Source organism: Streptomyces sp. NPDC088766 (genome assembly GCF_044750845.1).
Lineage (GTDB): Bacteria > Actinomycetota > Actinomycetes > Streptomycetales > Streptomycetaceae > Streptomyces.
In genome coordinates, this window is the sequence record NZ_JBIVKQ010000006.1 from 222,631 (window position 1) to 239,876 (window position 17,246).

The window sequence follows — 17,246 nt, forward strand, 5'->3', positions numbered from 1 at the left end:
CGACTTCGCCCACCGCCTGGCCGCCGTCACCGAGGGCCGCACACACCGGGATCAGGCAGCCAGGCCGCACCGAAGGCCTCCCCGGCCTCGAGCCCGCCTCACGCAGGTGACACGGTGCTCACCGGTACCGAGCCGGCAAAACGACAGCACGGCCCCGGCGGGCCGAACAGGCAGCACCGCGACACGGACGCCGGTGGCCCCGCTCACCACACCACCTCGAGGCAACGCCCGGCGAGCACAGCGCACACGCACCGCCCCGCACTCCTTCAGGTGGTGGCGAACCCGGCGAGGACCCGGCCCAAAATGGGGGTGTCGATACGGTGCCACGAACCCGGCAACTGCATCCCGAACCCGTTGGGCAGCGCGGCCGCGGTCGCCCGGGCCGCATCACGCAGCCAGTCACTGCTGGCGTCACTGCTGAGGACCACAGCCGGCGTGCGCAAGGCGGCCAGACGGGCGACGGGCACCTCGAAGTCACCCAGAATGGCCGTGTCGTACAACAACGTGTGGGCGTTCGCCTCGTTCGTCGCCCACAAAGGAGCCTGCCGCCACTCGGCAATGACCTCCGCACTGAGACCCAGCAGCTCACTCAGCCAGTACTGCGCGGCCTCCCCGCGCCGGCCCTGGGCAAGCAACGCCCGCAAAACATCCATACAGTCCGCCGGCGGCTTGGGATGCCCCAGGGTACGGAAATACGGCTCGTGCAACGCGAGCTTCGTGACCCCCACCCCCGCCAGCGCCGCCTCCAACGCCAGGTTCGCACCGGTCGACCCGGCGAAGACGACCGCCTGCCCCCCGGCCTCCTCGATCACCGCCGCCAGGTCCTCCACCTCCCGCTCGACCGCATACCCCGGACAGTCCCCGCTGTGCCCGCGCCCCCGGCGGTCATAGACATAGACCGTGCAGTGCGCCACCAGCTCCGGAACCAGCGGATCGAAAATGGTGTGATCACGAAACGCACCGTTCACCAGCACGATCGGCAAACCCTCACCGGCACTGCGATACGCAATCGTCGTACCGTCCCGCGAAACGACCTTCCGCATACCACACTCTCCTCATCCTCCACCGATACCTACGCGCAGCAGCAATCTCCAGCAACACAGTCGACAGCCGGTCGAGAACGGATCGGACGCCCCCCACCACACCCCGCCCCGACCCCACCCACCACCCCCGCCCCGCCCCGCAGCACACCACAACCCGAAAAACAGCACCAAAACCCACCACCACAGCAACAGCAACAGCCGCAACCACCGCAACGCCAGCCAGCGGCAACACAAAGACGCAACGAGCGACGAAGACACCGGCAAAACCCGAAAACCACACGACCGCAAAGACCACGAGCACCACACGACCACGGCAACGCCAGCACCACACGACCACGGCAACGCCAGCACCACACGACCACGCCACAGCGAGCACCACGAAACCGCGCGACCGCGAAGGCCCTCGCAACCACCGCACCACACGACCACGCGACCACGCGACCACGCGACCACGCGACCACGAGAACGCGCGCACCACGCCACAGCGAAGACTGCGGGAACACAGGAACACGGGACCCATACGGCAGGAAACACGCCGCACCAGCCGCCGCCCAGACCAACCCGATCCCCCCGGACCCAACCCAACTCAACCCGCCCCAACCCGCCCCGCCCCGCCCGGACAACCACCCGCCCCTCCCCCACCACCCCACCACCCCACCACCCGGCCGGCCCACCCCGCCCCGCTCCACCACCCAGGGCCTCGGCCCGCCCCGCCCCGCCCCGCCCTGGTCCGGCCGGGCACCCCCACCACCTCGGCCCCGACCCACCCCGCCCGGGCACCCCCACCCCCGGCCCGGTCCGCCACCCCGGCCCGGCCCGGTCCACCACCCCCCGACCCGGTCCACCACCCCAGTCCGGCCGGGCCCCCAGGGCCCCGACCCGCCCCCAGGGCCCCGACCCGCCCCCAGGGCCCCGCCCCGCCCGGCCGGGCACCCGCCCCGGCCCCGCCTTCCCCGGTCCACCCCGACTCGACCAAAACTATCGGCACCCCTTCGACACTGAGGCGACAGCCATATCCACAAAGGAGCAGGGGCCCATGGCGGACAACAACACGGCGCACACAGCCACACCCGCACACGTGGTCGTCATCGGAGGCGGCATCAGCGGCCTGGCGGCCGCGTTCTTCCTGCGCAACGCCCCCGTACGCGTGACCGTCCTGGAAGCCTCCTCCCGCCTGGGCGGACAACTGTCCACCACACAACTGGCCGGCGTCACCATCGACGAAGGCGCCGAATCCACCTACGCCCGCCGCCCCAAAACCGCCCGCCTGCTCCAGGAAGCCGGCCTCACCGACCAGGTCGTGGCCGCCACCACCAAATCCATGGCCATCTACACCCGCGGCCAGATCCGGCCCCAGCCCGACCGCCAGTTCATGGGCGTCCCCAGCGACCTCGACGAACTCGCCAAATCCGGCATCCTCTCCGACACCGCACTGGCCCGCGCCCGCGAAGACCTCACCCTGCCCCCCACCGAACACCACCAGGACATCTCCGTCGCCGACTACATCACCCCCCGCCTCGGCCGCGAAGTCGTCGACCGCCTCGTCGAACCCTTCCTGTCCGACGCCTACTTCGGCCGCGCCGACGAACTCTCCTTCGAAGCCACCCTCGCCCCCCTCGCCGCCGCCACCCGCCGCCACACCTCACTCACCGCAGCCGCCGCCGCCCTGCTCCCCCCACCACCCCCGCCCGGCCAACAGCCCACCACCGGCATCTCCACCCTCACCCACGGACTCGGCTCCCTGCCCCAGACCCTCGCCGACCACCTCCTCACCGCCTCCCCCCACTCCACCATCCGCACCCACACCCCCGTCCACACCCTCACCCGCCGCCCACACGGCTGGCGCGTCACCACCGGCACCCCCACCCACCCCGAACACCTCGACGCCGACGCCGTCATCCTCGCCGTCCCCACCGACCAGACCCGCCGCCTGATCACCCCCCTGCCCCACACCACCACCGCCACCACCGCCCTCGCCGACATCCCCCACGCCGGCTCCCTCATCATCACCCTCGCCTACCCCCGCACCGCCCTCACCCACCTACGCACCCTCGGCCACAGCGGCTACCGCATCCCCACCACAGAAGGACACACCCTCAAAACCGTCACCTTCTCCACCATCAAATGGCCCCACCTCACCCACGACATCGACATCATCCGCTGCCAAGCCGCCGGCAGCAAAGAAGAACACCTCCTCCACCACGACGACACCACCCTCACCACCCTCGCCACCCGCGAACTCACCCACACCACCGGCATCACCCACCCACCCCTCGCCACCCACATCACCCGCTGGCCCAACGCCATCCCCCAATACACCACCGGCCACCACCACCGCACCACCCGCATCCGCACCACCCTCCACAACCAACCCCACCTCGCCATCTGCGGCGCCGCCTACGACGGCATCGGCATCGGCCAATGCATCACCAGCGCCCTCAAAGCCACCGAACACATCCTCACCCAACTCCCCACCACCACCCCCTAACCCGACACCCCCCAACCCACCCACCCACCCGGCCACACAGCACAGGGAGACCGACGTGCCCGCAGACGTGTCCCCACCCGACACCATCACCGTCGACTTCTGGTTCGACCCCCTCTGCCCCTGGGCCTGGATCACCTCCCGCTGGATCCACGAAGTGCACCAACAACGTCCCCTGACCCTCCGCTGGCACGTCATGAGCCTCGCCATCCTCAACGAAGGCCGCGACATCCCCCGCAAGTACCGCGAAAAAATGAGCTACGGACCCGCCCGCGTCTGCATCGCCGCCGAACAACGCTACGGCTCCCACATCCTGGGCCCCCTCTACACCGAACTCGGCCACCGCTACCACCACGACAACGCACCCGCAAACCAGACCACTCTGGAAAACGCCCTCCACGCCACCGGCCTCGACCCCCAGCTCGCCACCACCGCCACCACCACCGACCACGACACCGCCCTCCGCACCTCCCACCAAAACGCCATCGACCAGGTCGGCGAAGACCTCGGCACCCCCATCATCGCCATCGACAACCACGCCTTCTTCGGCCCCGTTCTCACCCCCACCCCCCGTGGAGAAACCGCCCTCCACCTCTTCAACGCCATCCACCACCTCGCCACCACCCCCGGCTTCTACGAGCTCAAACGCACCCGCACCCAAAAACCCCAGACCCACTAGTAAAAGTGGGTCAAGGTCGTGAGTAATCGCGTGCTGTGGAGCCGGACGGACTGACGTACTCCGCGCCGTGACGACCAACCACAGCTTTGGCCCGACTCTGACCATCGGCGAGCGTGACACCGACCTCAATGACCGATTGGGCGATTGGGCGATTGGGCGAAGAATTGGCCGCCTTCAACACAGCCGCCCCAGGTGCGACCGACCGCGGGACGTTCTCGGTCGAGGTCACCGATGAAGCAGGTGAATTGGTCGGCGGACCGGCCGCATGGGCTTGGGCAGGCCTGTGCGGCACATGTGGCCGCGGGCGTCGCGGGAGATGTCGAAGCGGTCGGGTGAGGGGAAGCGGGCGGGGTCGCGGTCGGCGTCGGCCATGGCGATCAGGACGAGTTCGCCGCCGCCCGGGACGACCGTGTCGCCGATCGTCACCTGCTCGGTGGTGAAGCGGAACGTGGGAGTCTCCAGAGGACCCTCGTAGCGGAGCATCTCCTCGACCGCGGTGTCGATCGAAGAGAGGTCCGCGCGCAGGGCGGCCAGTTGCTGCGGGTGGGTGAGCAGGGCGAGGACGCCGTTGGAGATGAGGTTCACGGTGGTCTCGTGGCCGGCCACGAGCAGGAGCCGGGCCGTGCCGAGGAGTTCCTCGCGGGACAGCCGGTCCCCGTCCTCGTCGGAGCCGTGGATCAGCGCGCTGATGAGGTCGTCGCCGGGCTGTTTCCGCTTGCCCTCCACCAGCTCCGCCATGTATCGCGCCATCGCGGTTGCCGCTGCGGTGCGCTCTTCGGGATCGGTGGCGCTGAGGGCGTCGTTCGACCAGGTCCTGAAGGATTCGCGGTCCAGGTCCGGTACACCGAGGAGTTCGCAGATCACGGATATCGGCAACGGGAAGGACAGCGCCTCGACGAGGTCGGCGCGTCCGTCGGGGGCGGGCAGCATCCGGTCCAGCAGCGCGTCGGTGGTCTTGTGGATGCCGGGGGCGAGTTGCTCCACCCGGCGCGCGGTGAACTCCCGGGCGACCGGTTTGCGCAGCCGTGTGTGGTCCGGCGGGTCGGCCCTGAGCATGTGCGGGCCGGAGGAGATGGCGCCAGGTGGCAGGGAGGGGGATGCCCTGCTCCAGTCCTTCGAGAGTCCGGGGTCCGCAAGTGCGGCACGTCCGGCCTCGTACCCGACGACGGGCCAGGCCTCCGCGCCTCCTTCCGGCATCCGGATGCGGTGGACCGCGCCCCGGGCCCGTAAGTCGGCATACACGGGATGGGGATCGCGGGTGAAGGACTCACCCAGTGCAGCGAGGTCAACGATGTCCGCAGGGCTGCCATTTTGTGGGGAGGGACATGTGTACGGTCGGAAAACACCATGTTGGCCGGTGCTTCCCCGGGCCCTGAGCAGGAACCGCTGCCTGTCTGCGGTGGGACCCGCGGTGTTGAGAGTCATCCACGGCGGAACGGCGCGCGTCAAGCGCATTCGGGAACACCTGCCGGGGCCGTCGGCGTGGGTGATTGTCAGTGGCTCCTTCTACGGTGTGAGCAGTGAGACCCGCTGGAAAGGCCACGGGTCCGCTGTGGGGAGGGGTGTGCCATGTCTGCCGGGTCCGCGGGGTCGACGACGTATCTGGAGTTGTCGCAGGAGGGTGACGGTGCGCACAAGTTCTACGAAGTGACCGTCGACGGGCAGGTGGTGACGGTGCGCTACGGGCGGATCGGCGCCGGCGGACAAACCCAGACGACGACGTTCCCCACGGCGGAGAAAGCGCGCGCCGCGGCCGCGAAGAAGGTCGGCGAGAAGGTCCGCAGGGGATACGCCCCGGCCGTTGCGGGGCAGCGTGCCCCGCGCGCGGTGACCCGGCGTCAGGTGGTCTCGGCCCCGTCCACCGCGCGTGCCGTCGCCCCCGTGCTGTGGCGGTTCGCCACCGGTTCCTCGGCGTTCGGTATCCACATCGACGGCGAGGGCTGCTGGGTCGGCAACCAGGCGGGTGACGTGTACACCCTGGACCACGACGGCAACGCACTGGCCCGTTTCAGCCTGCCGGACGGCGTGAAGTGCCTGGTGGCCGACGACTTCTGGATCTACGCCGGCTGTGACGACGGCAAGGTGTACGACCTGTCCTCCAAGCTGCCCTTCGCCGCCTACGACATCGCGGCGGACGTCGACATCTTCTGGCTCGACATCCACGAGGGCGTCCTGGACGTCTCCGACCGCGAGGGCCGGCTCACCGTCATCGACCACGAGGACGAGCACCAGTGGTCCCGACGCAGCCAGGGCGAGCACGCCTGGATGGTCCGCGCCGACGATCAGGCCGTCTACCACGGCCACCACCGGGGCGTCACGGCCTACGCGCCGGACGGCGGCCGGGAACTGTGGCACACGTCCACCCGGGGCGGTGTCCTGTTCGGCTGGCAGGAGGACGACGTCGTGTACGCGGGCACCGCCCACAGGGTGGTCCAGCGGCTGTCGAAGCGGACCGGCGCGATCGAGGCCACGTATGCGTGCGACAGTGCGGTGTACTCGTGCGCCACCTCGCCCGGCGGGCAGTTCGTCTTCGCGGGCGACGCGGCCTCGTCGGTCTACTGCTTCGACCAGGACGGCACACGCCTGTGGAAGCTCGGCACCGGCGGCGGTTCGGCGCTGTCGATGCAGTACCGCGACGAGCGGCTGTACCTGGTGACGACGGACGGTTCGCTGGTGTGCGTGGACGCGAGCGAGGCGGCCGTCTCCGCGGCGCAGCAGGGTACGGTGCCGTTGGCGCGGGACGTCAAGCTCGCTGCGGCCCTGCCGACCTACGAGCCAGCCACGGCCGCGGGCGCGGTGACCACCGTCGCCCAGGCCCCGGCGGGAGCGGTCGTCGTGGAGTGCGTCAGCGAGGCGGGGCGCGTCCGGGTGCACGTGGTGTCCGAGGGCTACGATCCAGCGCTGAACGTCCAGTTCCCGCGTGCGATACGGGAGCCTGGAGCACGCTACGTCGTGGACGCCCTGCACACGGCGGCAGGCGGCTTCTACCGGGTCCGCGGCGACATCCGACGGCTGCTGTGAAGCCCCTGCACCAGGGGACGTCCGTGCGCGACTCGCCTGGCGGGCAGGCTCCCGGCGCGCCGCCCCGTGCGGTCCAGCTCGACGCGAAGGACTGTGCGGAGGCGGGGCCGGACGCCTGCCCGGGCCCGGTCCTGCCGGCGGCGCCAGGCCGCCACACCGCTGAGTGCGATCTGTTCGGGTGGGACGTCCCTCCGGCTCACGCCCTTGCACCGGACGTGAATGATGCCCCGCAGGGCTGCACGGTCATCCGCCGTTCTTCCCGGCCGGATCGCGCTTGTCATAACCGAGGTGATCGGTGATCTCACCCTCCAGGGCGGACTCCAGCAGCCGCTTCGTCAGCTGCTGGAGCAACTCGCCCTCGCCGGTCAGCCGCAGGCCCTCCGCCCGGGCACGGGACACCAACTCGTCGATCAGCCGGTCATCCACCGCCTTCGACGGCTTCGGCTCAGACGCTCGACGGCCTCGGCCTCGGCCTCGGTCACATTCTCACTGGTCATCGGTGCATCCTCCATGATCGGGAGTTACATCGAACGGTTTACAGTCCCGCTCGGCCAGGCTTGCGTCCGCGTCGGCGCCCGCCGCTGCGAGATCGATAACGGCGCGCCGGTGCGTGGAAAACGAAGATCGTGAGCAGACGGGAGGCCGCCGCGGCGTCGCCTGGCCGACGGCCGTGAGGTCGCTGAGCGGGTCGCAGTGACCGGTCAGCAGCGCTGCGCCACCCGCACGGTCACACCGGCCAGGTCCTCACGCAAGGTTGTCAGGAGCCGACCGCGGCCCAGAGCGGCGAACAGCACAGGGTCGGATCCGCCCAAGCACAGCCACCGGTGAGGCCGGTGAAGGGCTCAGCGGGGCCTCGCGGTTACGGTGCGGCCAAATAATCCATGGCTTCTGGAACAGGTCGACGGGACTGCCGCAGGGCTGCGCAGTCACCGGCTGCGCAGCCCTCATCGCCGGACGGAACCGGCGAACCACTCCGGTCACAGCACCAGCAGCTCACGGTCTCGTGGAGCCAGGGTCAGAGTGCAGAGTCAGGACCGCGACGTCACCGCCGAAGCCCACCACGAGCGAACCTTCCGGGGTCACGGTCAGCGCGTAGACCGGCGCGGGGAACACCAGTTCCCGGCCTATCTGCCGTCCGGCCGCCGGCTCCCACAGGCACACCGTTCCGTCGGAACCACCCGTGACAACCCGGAGTTCTCCACCGATCACCGCGGTCACCACCGCGGACACGGTGCCTTCGTGGCCGACCAGCCTGCCGACTTCCCGTCTCGTGGCCAGGTCCCACACGCGCACGGTGGCGTCATAACCTGCCGTGATCGCGTGAGCTCGGCCGCCGATGACCGCTGTCGCGACCGCCCACGCTTCGCTGTCGTGGCCCGGCAGGGGCTCCCCGACCGGTTGTCCGGTGGTCAGATCCCACGTCCAGACCTTGCCGCGGCTCATACAGCCCACCGCATGGGGCCTGCCATCGATCACCAGCGTCTCGACGGCCATCAGGAAGTCGTCGTGTCCGGTCAGCTCGCCGACCTGTTCCCCACCGGCCAGATCCCAGACCCGCACGGATACGTCGTCGTCGCTGGCGAGCGCACACGGTCGCCCCCGGACGACAGCCATACCCACACACCACACCTCACCGTTGATCCCCGGCAGCTCGCCCGTCTGGTGTCGGGTGGCCAGGTCCCACGCTCGTACCGCCCAGTCGCTGGCCGTGACGACGTACGGCCGGCCGTCGACCACCGCCGTCGCCACCGCCCACACCCTGCCATTGAGGTCGCCCATGGGTCCGCCAACCGGCCGGCCGGTCTCAAGGTCCCGCACCTGGACCGTCTGGTCCTTGCTGCCGGTGACCACGACGTGGCGGCCGTCCGAGAAGGTTGTCGCCACCGCGTTCACACCGCTGGTGTGACCGGACGGGTTCATCTGGAAGTTCGGGTCCCTTTGTGTGCCGGTGGACCACAGCACCCGCCATGGCTCGGCGTCGACGTCCTCCACGGGCACGGCGGCGATCCGCGCCGACAACTCCCGGTCCCCGTACCGAGCCGCGTCCAAGGCCAGCAACTGCCGCCGCACCCACGGTGGCACGTCCCGGTGTACGTCCACCGACGCCTGGTACACCGCAGCCACCAGCCGTGCATCGGAGTCCGCATCGGAGGCCGGCAACCCCAGCACCCGCTCCGGATCAGCGGTCACCAGCCATCGCAGGTCTGTCCACCACGAGCCCGCCCCCGACAGCCCTGACGCCGATACGGTCATATGACCGTGGTCACTCATGACGACACTCTAGACGCGGCCCTGTTCTCGCTTGCAACCTACGCAGCCAGGCCTTGGATCCCGGCTCGGACATCAGGCCATAAGCATTGCTTCCGCTTCGAGGCAGCGTGACAGACCTCCGTCACTTGACGGTCTGTCAGTTACTCGCCTCAGTGCAGAGCCCGCACGCCCCCGCCACGCCTGTGCACAATCCCCTGAGCACTGGGCCCGCCCTTCGTGGTGGTGACGGAGACCCGTGCCTCTGGACGAGTCAGTCTCGGTAGTGCCGTTTGGTGAGCTCATGACCGCCCGGCGTGAGGCTGGTTCAGGGCCCGGGTCAGCTCCCTGTCGGCGGCCCGAGCTGCTTCCCCGCGTGGGGCTGCCGGCGCCTCCGCGGTGAGCTGCTGGTGCCGGGCGTGAAGGCCGCCGCCTCCACGGTCCGGGGGATCGTGCGGGAGGCCGGGACCGACCCGGCGCCCGAGCGGACCTCCAGTACGTGGGCCGACTTCCTGCCTCCCAGGCCGACGCGCTGCTGGCCTGCGGCTTCTTCGGGACGGTCCCCCTGACCGGGGCACGACTCTACGTGTTCGCCGTGATCGAGCACGCCAGCCGACGGATCCGGATCCTGGGCGCGACCGCGCACCCGACGGCCTCATGGGTGGCACAGGCCACGAAGAATCTCGTCATGGACCTGGAGGATGTCAACTGCCGGGCGCGGTTCCTGATCCGGGACCGGGACGGGAACCGGGACGGGAAGTTCCCCGCCCTGTTCGTCACGGTCCTTGCCGATGCGGGGATCGAGGTCGTGCTCAGCGGCGTCCGGATGCCGCGGACGAATGCGGTCGTGGAACGCTGGGTGCAGACCTGCAGGCGCGATCTGCTGGACCGGACCGTGATCTGGGACCGGCGGCATCTGCTCCATGCCCTGCGGGAATTCGAGCGTTCCTACCATGTGCACCGGCCCCATCAGGGCATCGCGAACGCCCGCCCGTTGACCCCGTTGCCCCCGCCGGTCGGCGATCGCCCATCGCCGATCCGGACCAGATCGCCTGCCTCAAGGCACGACGACGCGATCACCTCGGCGGCCTTCTCCACGAGTACGAGCATGCCGCCAGACCTGCCCGGACGAGGATTCCGGCAAGGGCAGCGGTCCCAGGAGGTCGGGGTCGGCGCGGTGATGACGGCGCCGGTACCCGTGTTGGCGGCAGGCACGCCCCACGGTCTGTCAGGCATCGGTGAGGAGGGGGTCGTACGGGGTGTTCGTGCGCCGGCCCGACATGAAGGAGAGGAAGTCGCCCACGAAGGCGCTGCGACTGTAGGTGCCGTCGGTGGTGGTGAGGTCGCGTCGGAAGGCGGTGCGGAAGAGCGTCCTGTGCTCGTCCGCGTCGATGGTCCCGCTGCCGTCCTTGTCGGTGGCGTCGAAGAGCACCTCGGCGACGCGGATGAGCGCGGGACCGGCGAGGGAGGGGACGGCGGCAGCGTACTCGTCGGCGCTGACGCGGCCGTCGCCGTCCGTGTCGAGAGTGGCCTGGAGTTCGCGCCACCAGGCGGCGAAGGCGTCGTAGAGGCGGGTCTCCTCGGGTTCGTCCAGGTCGAGGCGGGTGGCCAGTTCGCGTGCCATGGCGGCGAGGTCAGGCCAGTCGAGGTGGCCGTCGCCGGTCTGGTCCAGCACCTGACGGAAGAACTCCTCCGCCGAGCGCCGGCCCTCTCCCGTGGCCCGCGAGGCGGCCGGGACCGGATCGGGACCGGTCTCGTCGCTCAGTGGTGTGAGGAGGCGGAGCAGGGCGGAGGCCCGCTTCATGCGGGCGCGCAGCGCGGCCGCGGTCCGGGCGCGGGGGTCGTCGCTGTCGGGTGAGAGGGACAGGGCCTCGATGACGGTTTCGGCGTTGATCCAGCCCTCGGGCAGGAATCGGGTGAGCCCGGCGGCCAGGTAGGCGCCCTGCATGAGGGTCGGGGCGCCGGGCATCTCGGGCAGGCCGGCCCTGCGCCGGTACGGTTCGGGGAGCGATGCGACGGTGATCGCGCCGAGAAGCGGACCGACGACGGCCCGGCCGGCGGCCCACAGTGTCGGTGCGCCGGCGAGCAGCGCGGGGGCGGGCAGGTGGTCGAAGAGCCGGTAGAGGATGACGCGGGCCGCCTCGGTGTTCTCCAGCTCGTCCTCGACGACCCTGTCGAAGTACCGCCAGAAACCGTTCAGGTCTTCGGGGAGCTCTCCGGCGTCGCCGTCGAGTGCGGCGAGGAACATGCGGTACTCGGCGTACATGCGCTCCATGGCGTCCTGGTCGAGCGGCTGGCCGCTCAGTCGGCACATGCTGACGGCGCTTTCGAAGAGGGTGGCGACCACCCAGGCGCGGGTCGCGCGGTCCATGGCGTCGTAGGCGCGGCCGCGGGAGTCGGAGCCGCTCATGCGGGCGTGCAGCCTATTGAGCCGGGCGGCCTCCCGTTCGCGTACCGCCGGATCGGCGTCGAACATGCGGCGCATGCTGAGGAAGGTGTTGCGCAGCCGACGCCAGGGGTGGGCGACGAAGGTGGAGTTGTCGACGAGTGCGGCACCGATCTGCGGGTGGGCGGCCTCCAACACGGTGGCGCGGATCACGGCCAGCGCCCAGCGCGGGTCGTCGAAGAAGGCGCTGAACTGCGACTCCGGCCCGAACAGGGGTGTTTCGTCGGCCGTTGTGGTGGTTCCAGTCGTCATGACGGGTCTCCGTTCGTCTGGGGCGGCACGCCGCCGAAGCGGCGGTCACGGCGGCGGTAGGTGTGCAGGCAGGCGAGGAAGTCCGGGGCCCGGAAGTCCGGCCAGAGCACCTCGGGGAAGACCCACTCGGCGTAGGCGACCTGCCAGAGCATGAAGTTCGAGATGCGCTGCTCGCCGGAGGTGCGGATGACGAGGTCCACGTCGGGAGTGTCGGGGAACGGCAGGTGGTCCGCGAAGAGCCGCTCGGTCACCTCCTCGGCGGGCGTCCCGCTTCGGATCAGCGACCTGGCGGCCTCCACGATGTCCCGGCGTCCGCCGTGGTCGAAGGCGACGGTCAGCGTCATCCCCCGCCTGTCGGCGGTCAGCGTCGCCAGATCCTCGAAATCCCGAGCCAGCTCACGTGGGATACGCGGGTCCGCAGCCCCGAGGAAGCGGCAGCGGATGCCGCGGGCGAGCAGCAGCGGCGCGTGCTTGCGCACCACCCGGCGGACCAGGCGCATCAGGTAGTCGACCTCGGAACCAGGACGGTTCCAGTTCTCGGTGGAGAAGGCGTACAGGCTGAGCCACTCGACGCCGGCCGCCCGAGCGGCCTCGATGATGTCGATGACGGTGGTCTCCGCAGCCCGGTGGCCCGCCGTCCGGGGAAGCGAGCGCCGCTGGGCCCAACGGCCGTTGCCGTCCATCACGCAGGCCACGTGCCGCGGCACCGCACGCACCGGCCCGTCGGCTCGCCACTGCTCGTCGCTGTCCTGCCGCCCACCCGGCCGGTCCCCCGTCGCCGCGCGTGTGCGCTGGACGTCCTGGTCCCTCACACCCAGCCCCGTCTCACCCGCAGCGGCACGCTCAGCCCTACCACGCTCGGCCACGCCCACCCCGTATCGCCTCATACGCGCGCTCCACCGGAGCGTCCGTCTTCAGGAGTCTGGCGGAAGGCAAGGGCTCCGACCGGCCACACGGAGGCCCGTCACCCCTTGCTCATCTGCACGATTCCCTTCGGCATCGGCAGCCTTCCCCAAGGACTGGCGTGACTTGCCCCCGGTCTCGGCGTACCGCCGCCTGTCGGTTGGTGCGGCCGTCCCGGGGTGTTCCCACCGCCGTCGCGTGCCGGATCGTGGTCCGTATCGGCGGGGCCGTTCGGTTCCCCCGCACAGCCGTGCCGGGCACAGTCGTGCCGGGCCCCCAGTGATTGTGGGCCCGGCACGGTCCGGCCGCTGTGGAGCGGCTGTCCCGGTCCGTCGGCGCGACGTGAGATCGGACCGGGGTGCTCGGTGGAGCGCCGTGGGACGGCGTCTCAGTTGTTCAGCGCGCCGATGAGGGCCTTGGTGACCTCTTCCGTGGAGGCGGTGCCGCCGACGTCGCGGGTGAGGATGCCGGTGCTGGTGACGGTCTCGATGGCCTTGTTCAGGCGGGCGGCATGGTCGGGCAGGCCGAAGTGGTCGAGCATGAGGGCGGCGCTGCCGACGGCGCCGATGGGGTTGGCAAGGCCCTGTCCGGCGATGTCGGGGGCGGAGCCGTGGACCGGCTCGAACATGCTGGGGAAGCGGCGTTCGGGGTTGAGGTTGGCGCTGGCGGCCAGGCCGAGGCTGCCGGCGAGGGCGCTGCCGAGGTCGGAGAGGATGTCGGCGTTGAGGTTGGAGGCGACGACGACCGACAGGTCCTCGGGGTGCAGGACGAACTTGGCGGACATGGCGTCGACCAGGACGCTCTCGGTCTCGACGTCGGGGTAGTCGGCGGCAACGCGCTTGAAGACGTCGTCCCACAGGACCATGCCGTATTGCTGGGCGTTGCTCTTGGTGACGGAGGAGACCTTGCGGCGGGTGCGGGTGCGTGCGAGGTCGAAGGCGAAGCGGATGATGCGTTCGCAGCCGACCTCGGTGAACAGGGCCGACTGGACGGCGACTTCGCCACCGGGTCCGCGGCCGGAGAGGTTGCGTCCGCCGAGGCCGGCGTATTCGCCTTCGCTGTTCTCGCGGACGACGACCCAGTCGAGTTCGGTGGTGTCGGCCTTGCGCAGCGGGCTGGTGATGCCGGGCAGGAAGTGGACCGGGCGGATGTTGGCCCACTGGTCGAAGCTCTGGCAGATCTTCAGCCGAAGGCCCCACAGGCTGATGTGGTCGGGGACGGTGGGCCAGCCGACGGCTCCGAAGTAGATGGCGTCGAAGTCCTTGAGCTGTTCCAGGCCGTCGTCGGCCATCATCTTCCCGGTGCGGGCGTAGTAGTCGCTGCCATGCAGGCAACCGCCCGGCCCCTCTGGGAGGCAACCGGCGACAAGGACGTGCTCCAGCAGTTCCTCAAGGACAACGGGTGCCACGGAGTGGAAGCCGTGTTCGTGACCATGGGCCTGCTGAACTGCGATCTTGCCGAAGCTCAGCGAGTCTTCTTCAACGCCCCGTGCCGTGACGCCGAACGCCGCTTCCACAACCAGGCCATGGACCTGCTCGAAGAGGCCGCCGGCACCGACGCCTGACAGCGCCGACGGCCGGCGGAGCCTCCCGACTCACCCATTGAGACTCCACCAGGTCGGCTGTTCACCGTCAGTCAGGCTGCGGTCGGCCTGTACGCGGTCGGCATACGCTGGGCGCTCGGCGGCGCCCTGGACGCCGGAGGGATCTGCGGCTCGTCCAGTTCCGACCGCCGGGCGCAAAGCCGGCCCGGTCATCGACGTGGCGCGCGCCTGGCGGGCCCGGCTGCCGCGGACTGGGGAGTGGTGGGAACGGGTAGAGCCGTAGGGGTCCCGGACTTGTGGTCCTGCTCAGCGATGTTCGGGATTGTCCATACCCGGTCGGCAGCCCGCGTCCCATTCCGAGCGCTGGTTGCCGTGGGCGGGGATGCCCCCGGTGCGTTTGAGCAGGGCCGCCAGGTGCATCAGGTTCCAGGTCATGAAGCTGGTGTTGCGGTTGGTGAAGTCGTTCTCCGGGCCGCCGGAGCCGGGGTCCAAGTAGGACGGGCCGGGTCCCACGGCGCCGATCCAACCCGCGTCGGCCTGCGGCGGGATGGTGTAACCGAGGTGCTGGAGGCTGTACAGGACGTTCATGGCGCAGTGCTTCACGCCGTCCTCGTTGCCGGTGATGAGACAGCCGCCGACGCGTCCGTAATAGGCGTACTGCCCGGAGGAGTTGAGAAGACTGGAGCAGGCGTAGAGCCGCTCGATGATCCGCTTGGTGACCGAGCTGTTGTCGCCCAGCCAGATGGGTCCGGCCAGCACGAGGATGTCCGCGGCCATCACCCGCTCGTACAGGGCGGGCCAGGCGTCCGTGGCGTATCCGTGCTCGGTCATGTCGGGGTAGACGCCGGTGGCGATGTCGTGATCGACGGCACGGATCTCGTCCGTGCTCACCCCGCACGTGTCCATGATGGTGCGGCTCTTGTCGATGAGGCCCTGTGTGTGGCTGAGCCGAGGTGACGGCTTGAGCGTGCAGTTGACGAAGAGCGCGCGCAGGTCGTCGAAGCGGTATTCGTCCCCACGTGGCGCGGGCGGTGCTGCCATGGCGGACTCCCGGAAGGAGAAAGAACAGAGGCGCGGGACGGGACAGGTCGGAGCTGCGCGCCGTCCCAGCAGCAGCTTCTCGCGGAATGCGCTCGTTGTCCGCGCGACGCACCGGCGCGGAGCTTTCCGCAGGCAGGGAGACACGCATCCCTGCGGGTCCATCGCATGGTCGTCCAGCAGCCGGGCGTAGGGGTGCTGCTGCCCTCACGGCGCGGCACGGACGTGATGGACGCCTTCCCCGAGATCCGGGCGGCGGCCCTGGCGCAGTTGTCGGCGGACACCGGGATCGATGGCGAGCTCGTGGTGCGGGAGCGGGACCGGCCGGCGTTCGAGCGGCTGCGGCAGCGGCTCGCCCGGCGCGGGGCGGCTGCCGTTCGGGCGGCGCGGGAGTGGCCGGCGCACTTCGTGGCCTTCGACCCGGTCCAGCGAGGCGGCGACCTGGCTGTCCGGCCGTACGCGTGGCGCCGTGCGGCGTTGGAAGAGCTGTTCGCGGAAAGCGGCCTGACGGCGCCGTGGGTGCTGTGCCCGTCGACGGCTGACCCGGCCCTGGCGCGGGAGTGGCTGGAGCGGACGGCGGCCGGGGTGGAGGGACTGTGCTTCAAGCAGACACTCGCTCACCCAACGACGTGACAGCGCAGGTGAGTGTGTTCCTCACCGCCCCGGTCGGGGCCGCTCTCGCCCGCTCCCGTGGTGGCCCCGGCGGAGCCCGGTGGGCTCCGCCGGGGCAGGCCGGATCGCTGCGGCCTTGTGTGCGTGCCGGGTGGATCAGCGGGTGTAGGTGGTCCGGTGTTCCGTCAGGGAGCCGCAGTTGGAGCCGGTCACCTGGACGTGGGTGTTGGCGATGCTGCCGCCCCAGTCGACGCAGTGGCCCTTGCCGATGACGTAGGAGGGTCCGGCGTACGAGGTGTAGCGCCCGTAGTCGTCGTCGCCCTCGTTGGTGTCGGGGACGTAGATCCAGGAGGACATGTCCAGGGTGGTGCCGGGGTTGGTGCGGATGGTGACGACGCAGTTGTTGCCGTTGGTCGTGTTGTAGGCGAGGTACACGGTGCCCAGTGAGCCGATGGCGGCGGAGTTCACCGTCTTGTAGCCGTTTCCGCAGACCTTCTGCGGTGTGGTGTTGGGTGTGGCTGACGCGGGTGCCGCCAGGGCGGTGGTGGCACCGACCGACAGAACGGCCAGTGCGGCGGCGCCCAGCATGGACGGAGTGAAGCGCATATTTCCCCCTTGTGATCTTAGGAGTTGGTTGCTCCTGCTGTATGTGACGTGCCGCCCCTTCAGATGGTTGTGCCGGATTTACCGGTTCTTTCAGCCATAACCGATGTGGTGCTTGGCCACGTCGGGACGCAACCGGCAGCGTCTGAGCAGCGGTTGCCAGGTATGGGCCGTAGGAGCTCCCGGCTGAGGCGGCGGCGGTCGGGCCGGAGCCGGTGTGCTCCGTCGGCCGGGCCGGCCGGCCGACGCCGGCTCACGAACGGTGCAGCAGCGGACGGGCGGCAGCAGGTGGGGCAGCCCGGCCGCCTCCATGCTGTCGGGCGGTCCGGCGGCCGCGGCCAGGAGCCTCTCGGTGAGCGGACGTGGTCATCGAC

14 protein-coding genes and 2 pseudogenes are annotated in these 17,246 nt (G+C 70.1%); 6 read left to right on the forward strand and 10 right to left on the reverse strand.

Annotation, left to right across the window (positions count from 1 at the left end):
- Positions 1 to 266: 266 nt before the first annotated feature.
- Positions 267 to 1,043 (reverse strand): alpha/beta fold hydrolase, encoded by a 777-nt coding sequence (locus ACIP5W_RS11535; RefSeq protein WP_401470305.1) that lies wholly within the window; start codon positions 1,041 to 1,043, stop codon positions 267 to 269.
- Positions 1,044 to 2,079: 1,036 nt separating this feature from the next.
- Between ACIP5W_RS11535 and hemG the strand changes: the two genes are divergently transcribed.
- The gene (hemG, locus tag ACIP5W_RS11540) at positions 2,080 to 3,531 is read left to right on the forward strand and encodes a protoporphyrinogen oxidase (protein ID WP_401470308.1); all 1,452 of its coding nucleotides are present in this window, start codon (positions 2,080 to 2,082) and stop codon (positions 3,529 to 3,531) included.
- 55 nt (positions 3,532 to 3,586) lie between these two features.
- Complete coding sequence (locus ACIP5W_RS11545) at positions 3,587 to 4,207, forward strand: DsbA family protein (RefSeq protein WP_401470311.1); 621 nt, start codon at positions 3,587 to 3,589, stop codon at positions 4,205 to 4,207.
- A gap of 225 nt (positions 4,208 to 4,432) precedes the next feature.
- On the opposite strand, the gene ACIP5W_RS11550 is transcribed toward ACIP5W_RS11545, so the two are convergent.
- Positions 4,433 to 5,404: a cytochrome P450 gene (locus ACIP5W_RS11550; RefSeq protein ID WP_401470314.1), complete on the reverse strand. Its 972-nt coding sequence runs from the start codon at positions 5,402 to 5,404 to the stop codon at positions 4,433 to 4,435.
- Positions 5,405 to 5,776: 372 nt separating this feature from the next.
- Here ACIP5W_RS11550 and ACIP5W_RS11555 point away from each other — a divergent pair, with 372 nt between their 5' ends.
- Complete coding sequence (locus ACIP5W_RS11555; RefSeq protein ID WP_401470317.1) at positions 5,777 to 7,228, forward strand: WGR domain-containing protein; 1,452 nt, start codon at positions 5,777 to 5,779, stop codon at positions 7,226 to 7,228.
- A 246-nt stretch (positions 7,229 to 7,474) separates the two neighbouring features.
- On the opposite strand, the pseudogene ACIP5W_RS11560 reads toward ACIP5W_RS11555, so the two are convergent.
- Positions 7,475 to 7,725, reverse strand: a pseudogene (locus ACIP5W_RS11560) (IS256 family transposase); the annotation flags it as partial.
- Between the two features lie 496 nt (positions 7,726 to 8,221).
- On the reverse strand, positions 8,222 to 9,499 hold the full coding sequence (locus tag ACIP5W_RS11565) for a WD40 repeat domain-containing protein (RefSeq protein WP_401470319.1): 1,278 nt from the start codon (positions 9,497 to 9,499) through the stop codon (positions 8,222 to 8,224).
- Positions 9,500 to 10,301: 802 nt separating this feature from the next.
- Between ACIP5W_RS11565 and ACIP5W_RS11570 the strand changes: the two are divergent.
- Positions 10,302 to 10,409, forward strand: a pseudogene (locus ACIP5W_RS11570) (IS481 family transposase); the annotation flags it as partial.
- 35 nt (positions 10,410 to 10,444) lie between these two features.
- Here ACIP5W_RS11570 and ACIP5W_RS11575 read toward each other — a convergent pair.
- From ACIP5W_RS11575 to ACIP5W_RS11590, 4 genes are all read right to left on the reverse strand, one after another.
- Complete coding sequence (locus tag ACIP5W_RS11575; protein WP_401470321.1) at positions 10,445 to 10,573, reverse strand: hypothetical protein; 129 nt, start codon at positions 10,571 to 10,573, stop codon at positions 10,445 to 10,447.
- A gap of 130 nt (positions 10,574 to 10,703) precedes the next feature.
- Positions 10,704 to 12,173 carry an oxygenase MpaB family protein gene (locus ACIP5W_RS11580; RefSeq protein WP_401470324.1) on the reverse strand — a complete coding sequence of 490 codons (1,470 nt, stop codon included), beginning with the start codon at positions 12,171 to 12,173 and terminating at the stop codon, positions 10,704 to 10,706.
- A complete protein-coding gene (uppS, locus tag ACIP5W_RS11585; RefSeq protein WP_401470466.1) occupies positions 12,170 to 12,889 on the reverse strand; it encodes a polyprenyl diphosphate synthase in 720 nt (239 codons plus the stop codon). The genes ACIP5W_RS11580 and uppS overlap by 4 nt, the downstream gene beginning before the upstream one ends.
- Before the next feature lie 575 nt (positions 12,890 to 13,464).
- The gene (locus ACIP5W_RS11590; RefSeq protein WP_401470327.1) at positions 13,465 to 14,484 is read right to left on the reverse strand and encodes an isocitrate/isopropylmalate family dehydrogenase; all 1,020 of its coding nucleotides are present in this window, start codon (positions 14,482 to 14,484) and stop codon (positions 13,465 to 13,467) included.
- Here ACIP5W_RS11590 and ACIP5W_RS11595 point away from each other — a divergent pair.
- Entirely contained in the window at positions 14,401 to 14,640 is a 240-nt protein-coding gene (locus tag ACIP5W_RS11595; protein ID WP_401470475.1) for a hypothetical protein, read from the forward strand. The genes ACIP5W_RS11590 and ACIP5W_RS11595 overlap by 84 nt on opposite strands.
- A 285-nt stretch (positions 14,641 to 14,925) precedes the next feature.
- On the opposite strand, the gene ACIP5W_RS11600 is transcribed toward ACIP5W_RS11595, so the two are convergent.
- Positions 14,926 to 15,660 (reverse strand): flavodoxin family protein, encoded by a 735-nt coding sequence (locus tag ACIP5W_RS11600; protein ID WP_401470330.1) that lies wholly within the window; start codon positions 15,658 to 15,660, stop codon positions 14,926 to 14,928.
- A 165-nt stretch (positions 15,661 to 15,825) separates the two neighbouring features.
- Here ACIP5W_RS11600 and ACIP5W_RS11605 point away from each other — a divergent pair, with 165 nt between their 5' ends.
- Positions 15,826 to 16,290: a hypothetical protein gene (locus ACIP5W_RS11605; RefSeq protein ID WP_401470333.1), complete on the forward strand. Its 465-nt coding sequence runs from the start codon at positions 15,826 to 15,828 to the stop codon at positions 16,288 to 16,290.
- Positions 16,291 to 16,425: 135 nt separating this feature from the next.
- Here ACIP5W_RS11605 and ACIP5W_RS11610 read toward each other — a convergent pair whose 3' ends face one another.
- Positions 16,426 to 16,875, reverse strand: coding sequence for a spore-associated protein (locus tag ACIP5W_RS11610; RefSeq protein ID WP_401470336.1), 450 nt, complete (start codon positions 16,873 to 16,875; stop codon positions 16,426 to 16,428).
- Positions 16,876 to 17,246 lie beyond the last annotated feature (371 nt).

Excerpts from the sequence above, each read along its gene's own strand:
- ACIP5W_RS11555 (WP_401470317.1), top strand. The coding sequence starts at position 5,777 with ATGTCTGCCGGGTCCGCGGGGTCGACGACGTATCTGGAGTTGTCGCAG.
- ACIP5W_RS11595 (WP_401470475.1), top strand. The coding sequence starts at position 14,401 with ATGCAGGCAACCGCCCGGCCCCTCTGGGAGGCAACCGGCGACAAGGAC.
- ACIP5W_RS11605 (WP_401470333.1), top strand. The coding sequence starts at position 15,826 with ATGGTCGTCCAGCAGCCGGGCGTAGGGGTGCTGCTGCCCTCACGGCGC.
- ACIP5W_RS11535 (WP_401470305.1), bottom strand. The coding sequence starts at position 1,043 with ATGCGGAAGGTCGTTTCGCGGGACGGTACGACGATTGCGTATCGCAGT.
- ACIP5W_RS11565 (WP_401470319.1), bottom strand. The coding sequence starts at position 9,499 with ATGAGTGACCACGGTCATATGACCGTATCGGCGTCAGGGCTGTCGGGG.
- hemG (WP_401470308.1), top strand. The coding sequence starts at position 2,080 with ATGGCGGACAACAACACGGCGCACACAGCCACACCCGCACACGTGGTC.
- ACIP5W_RS11610 (WP_401470336.1), bottom strand. The coding sequence starts at position 16,875 with ATGCGCTTCACTCCGTCCATGCTGGGCGCCGCCGCACTGGCCGTTCTG.
- ACIP5W_RS11580 (WP_401470324.1), bottom strand. The coding sequence starts at position 12,173 with ATGACGACTGGAACCACCACAACGGCCGACGAAACACCCCTGTTCGGG.
- ACIP5W_RS11550 (WP_401470314.1), bottom strand. The coding sequence starts at position 5,404 with ATGCCGGAAGGAGGCGCGGAGGCCTGGCCCGTCGTCGGGTACGAGGCC.
- ACIP5W_RS11600 (WP_401470330.1), bottom strand. The coding sequence starts at position 15,660 with ATGGCAGCACCGCCCGCGCCACGTGGGGACGAATACCGCTTCGACGAC.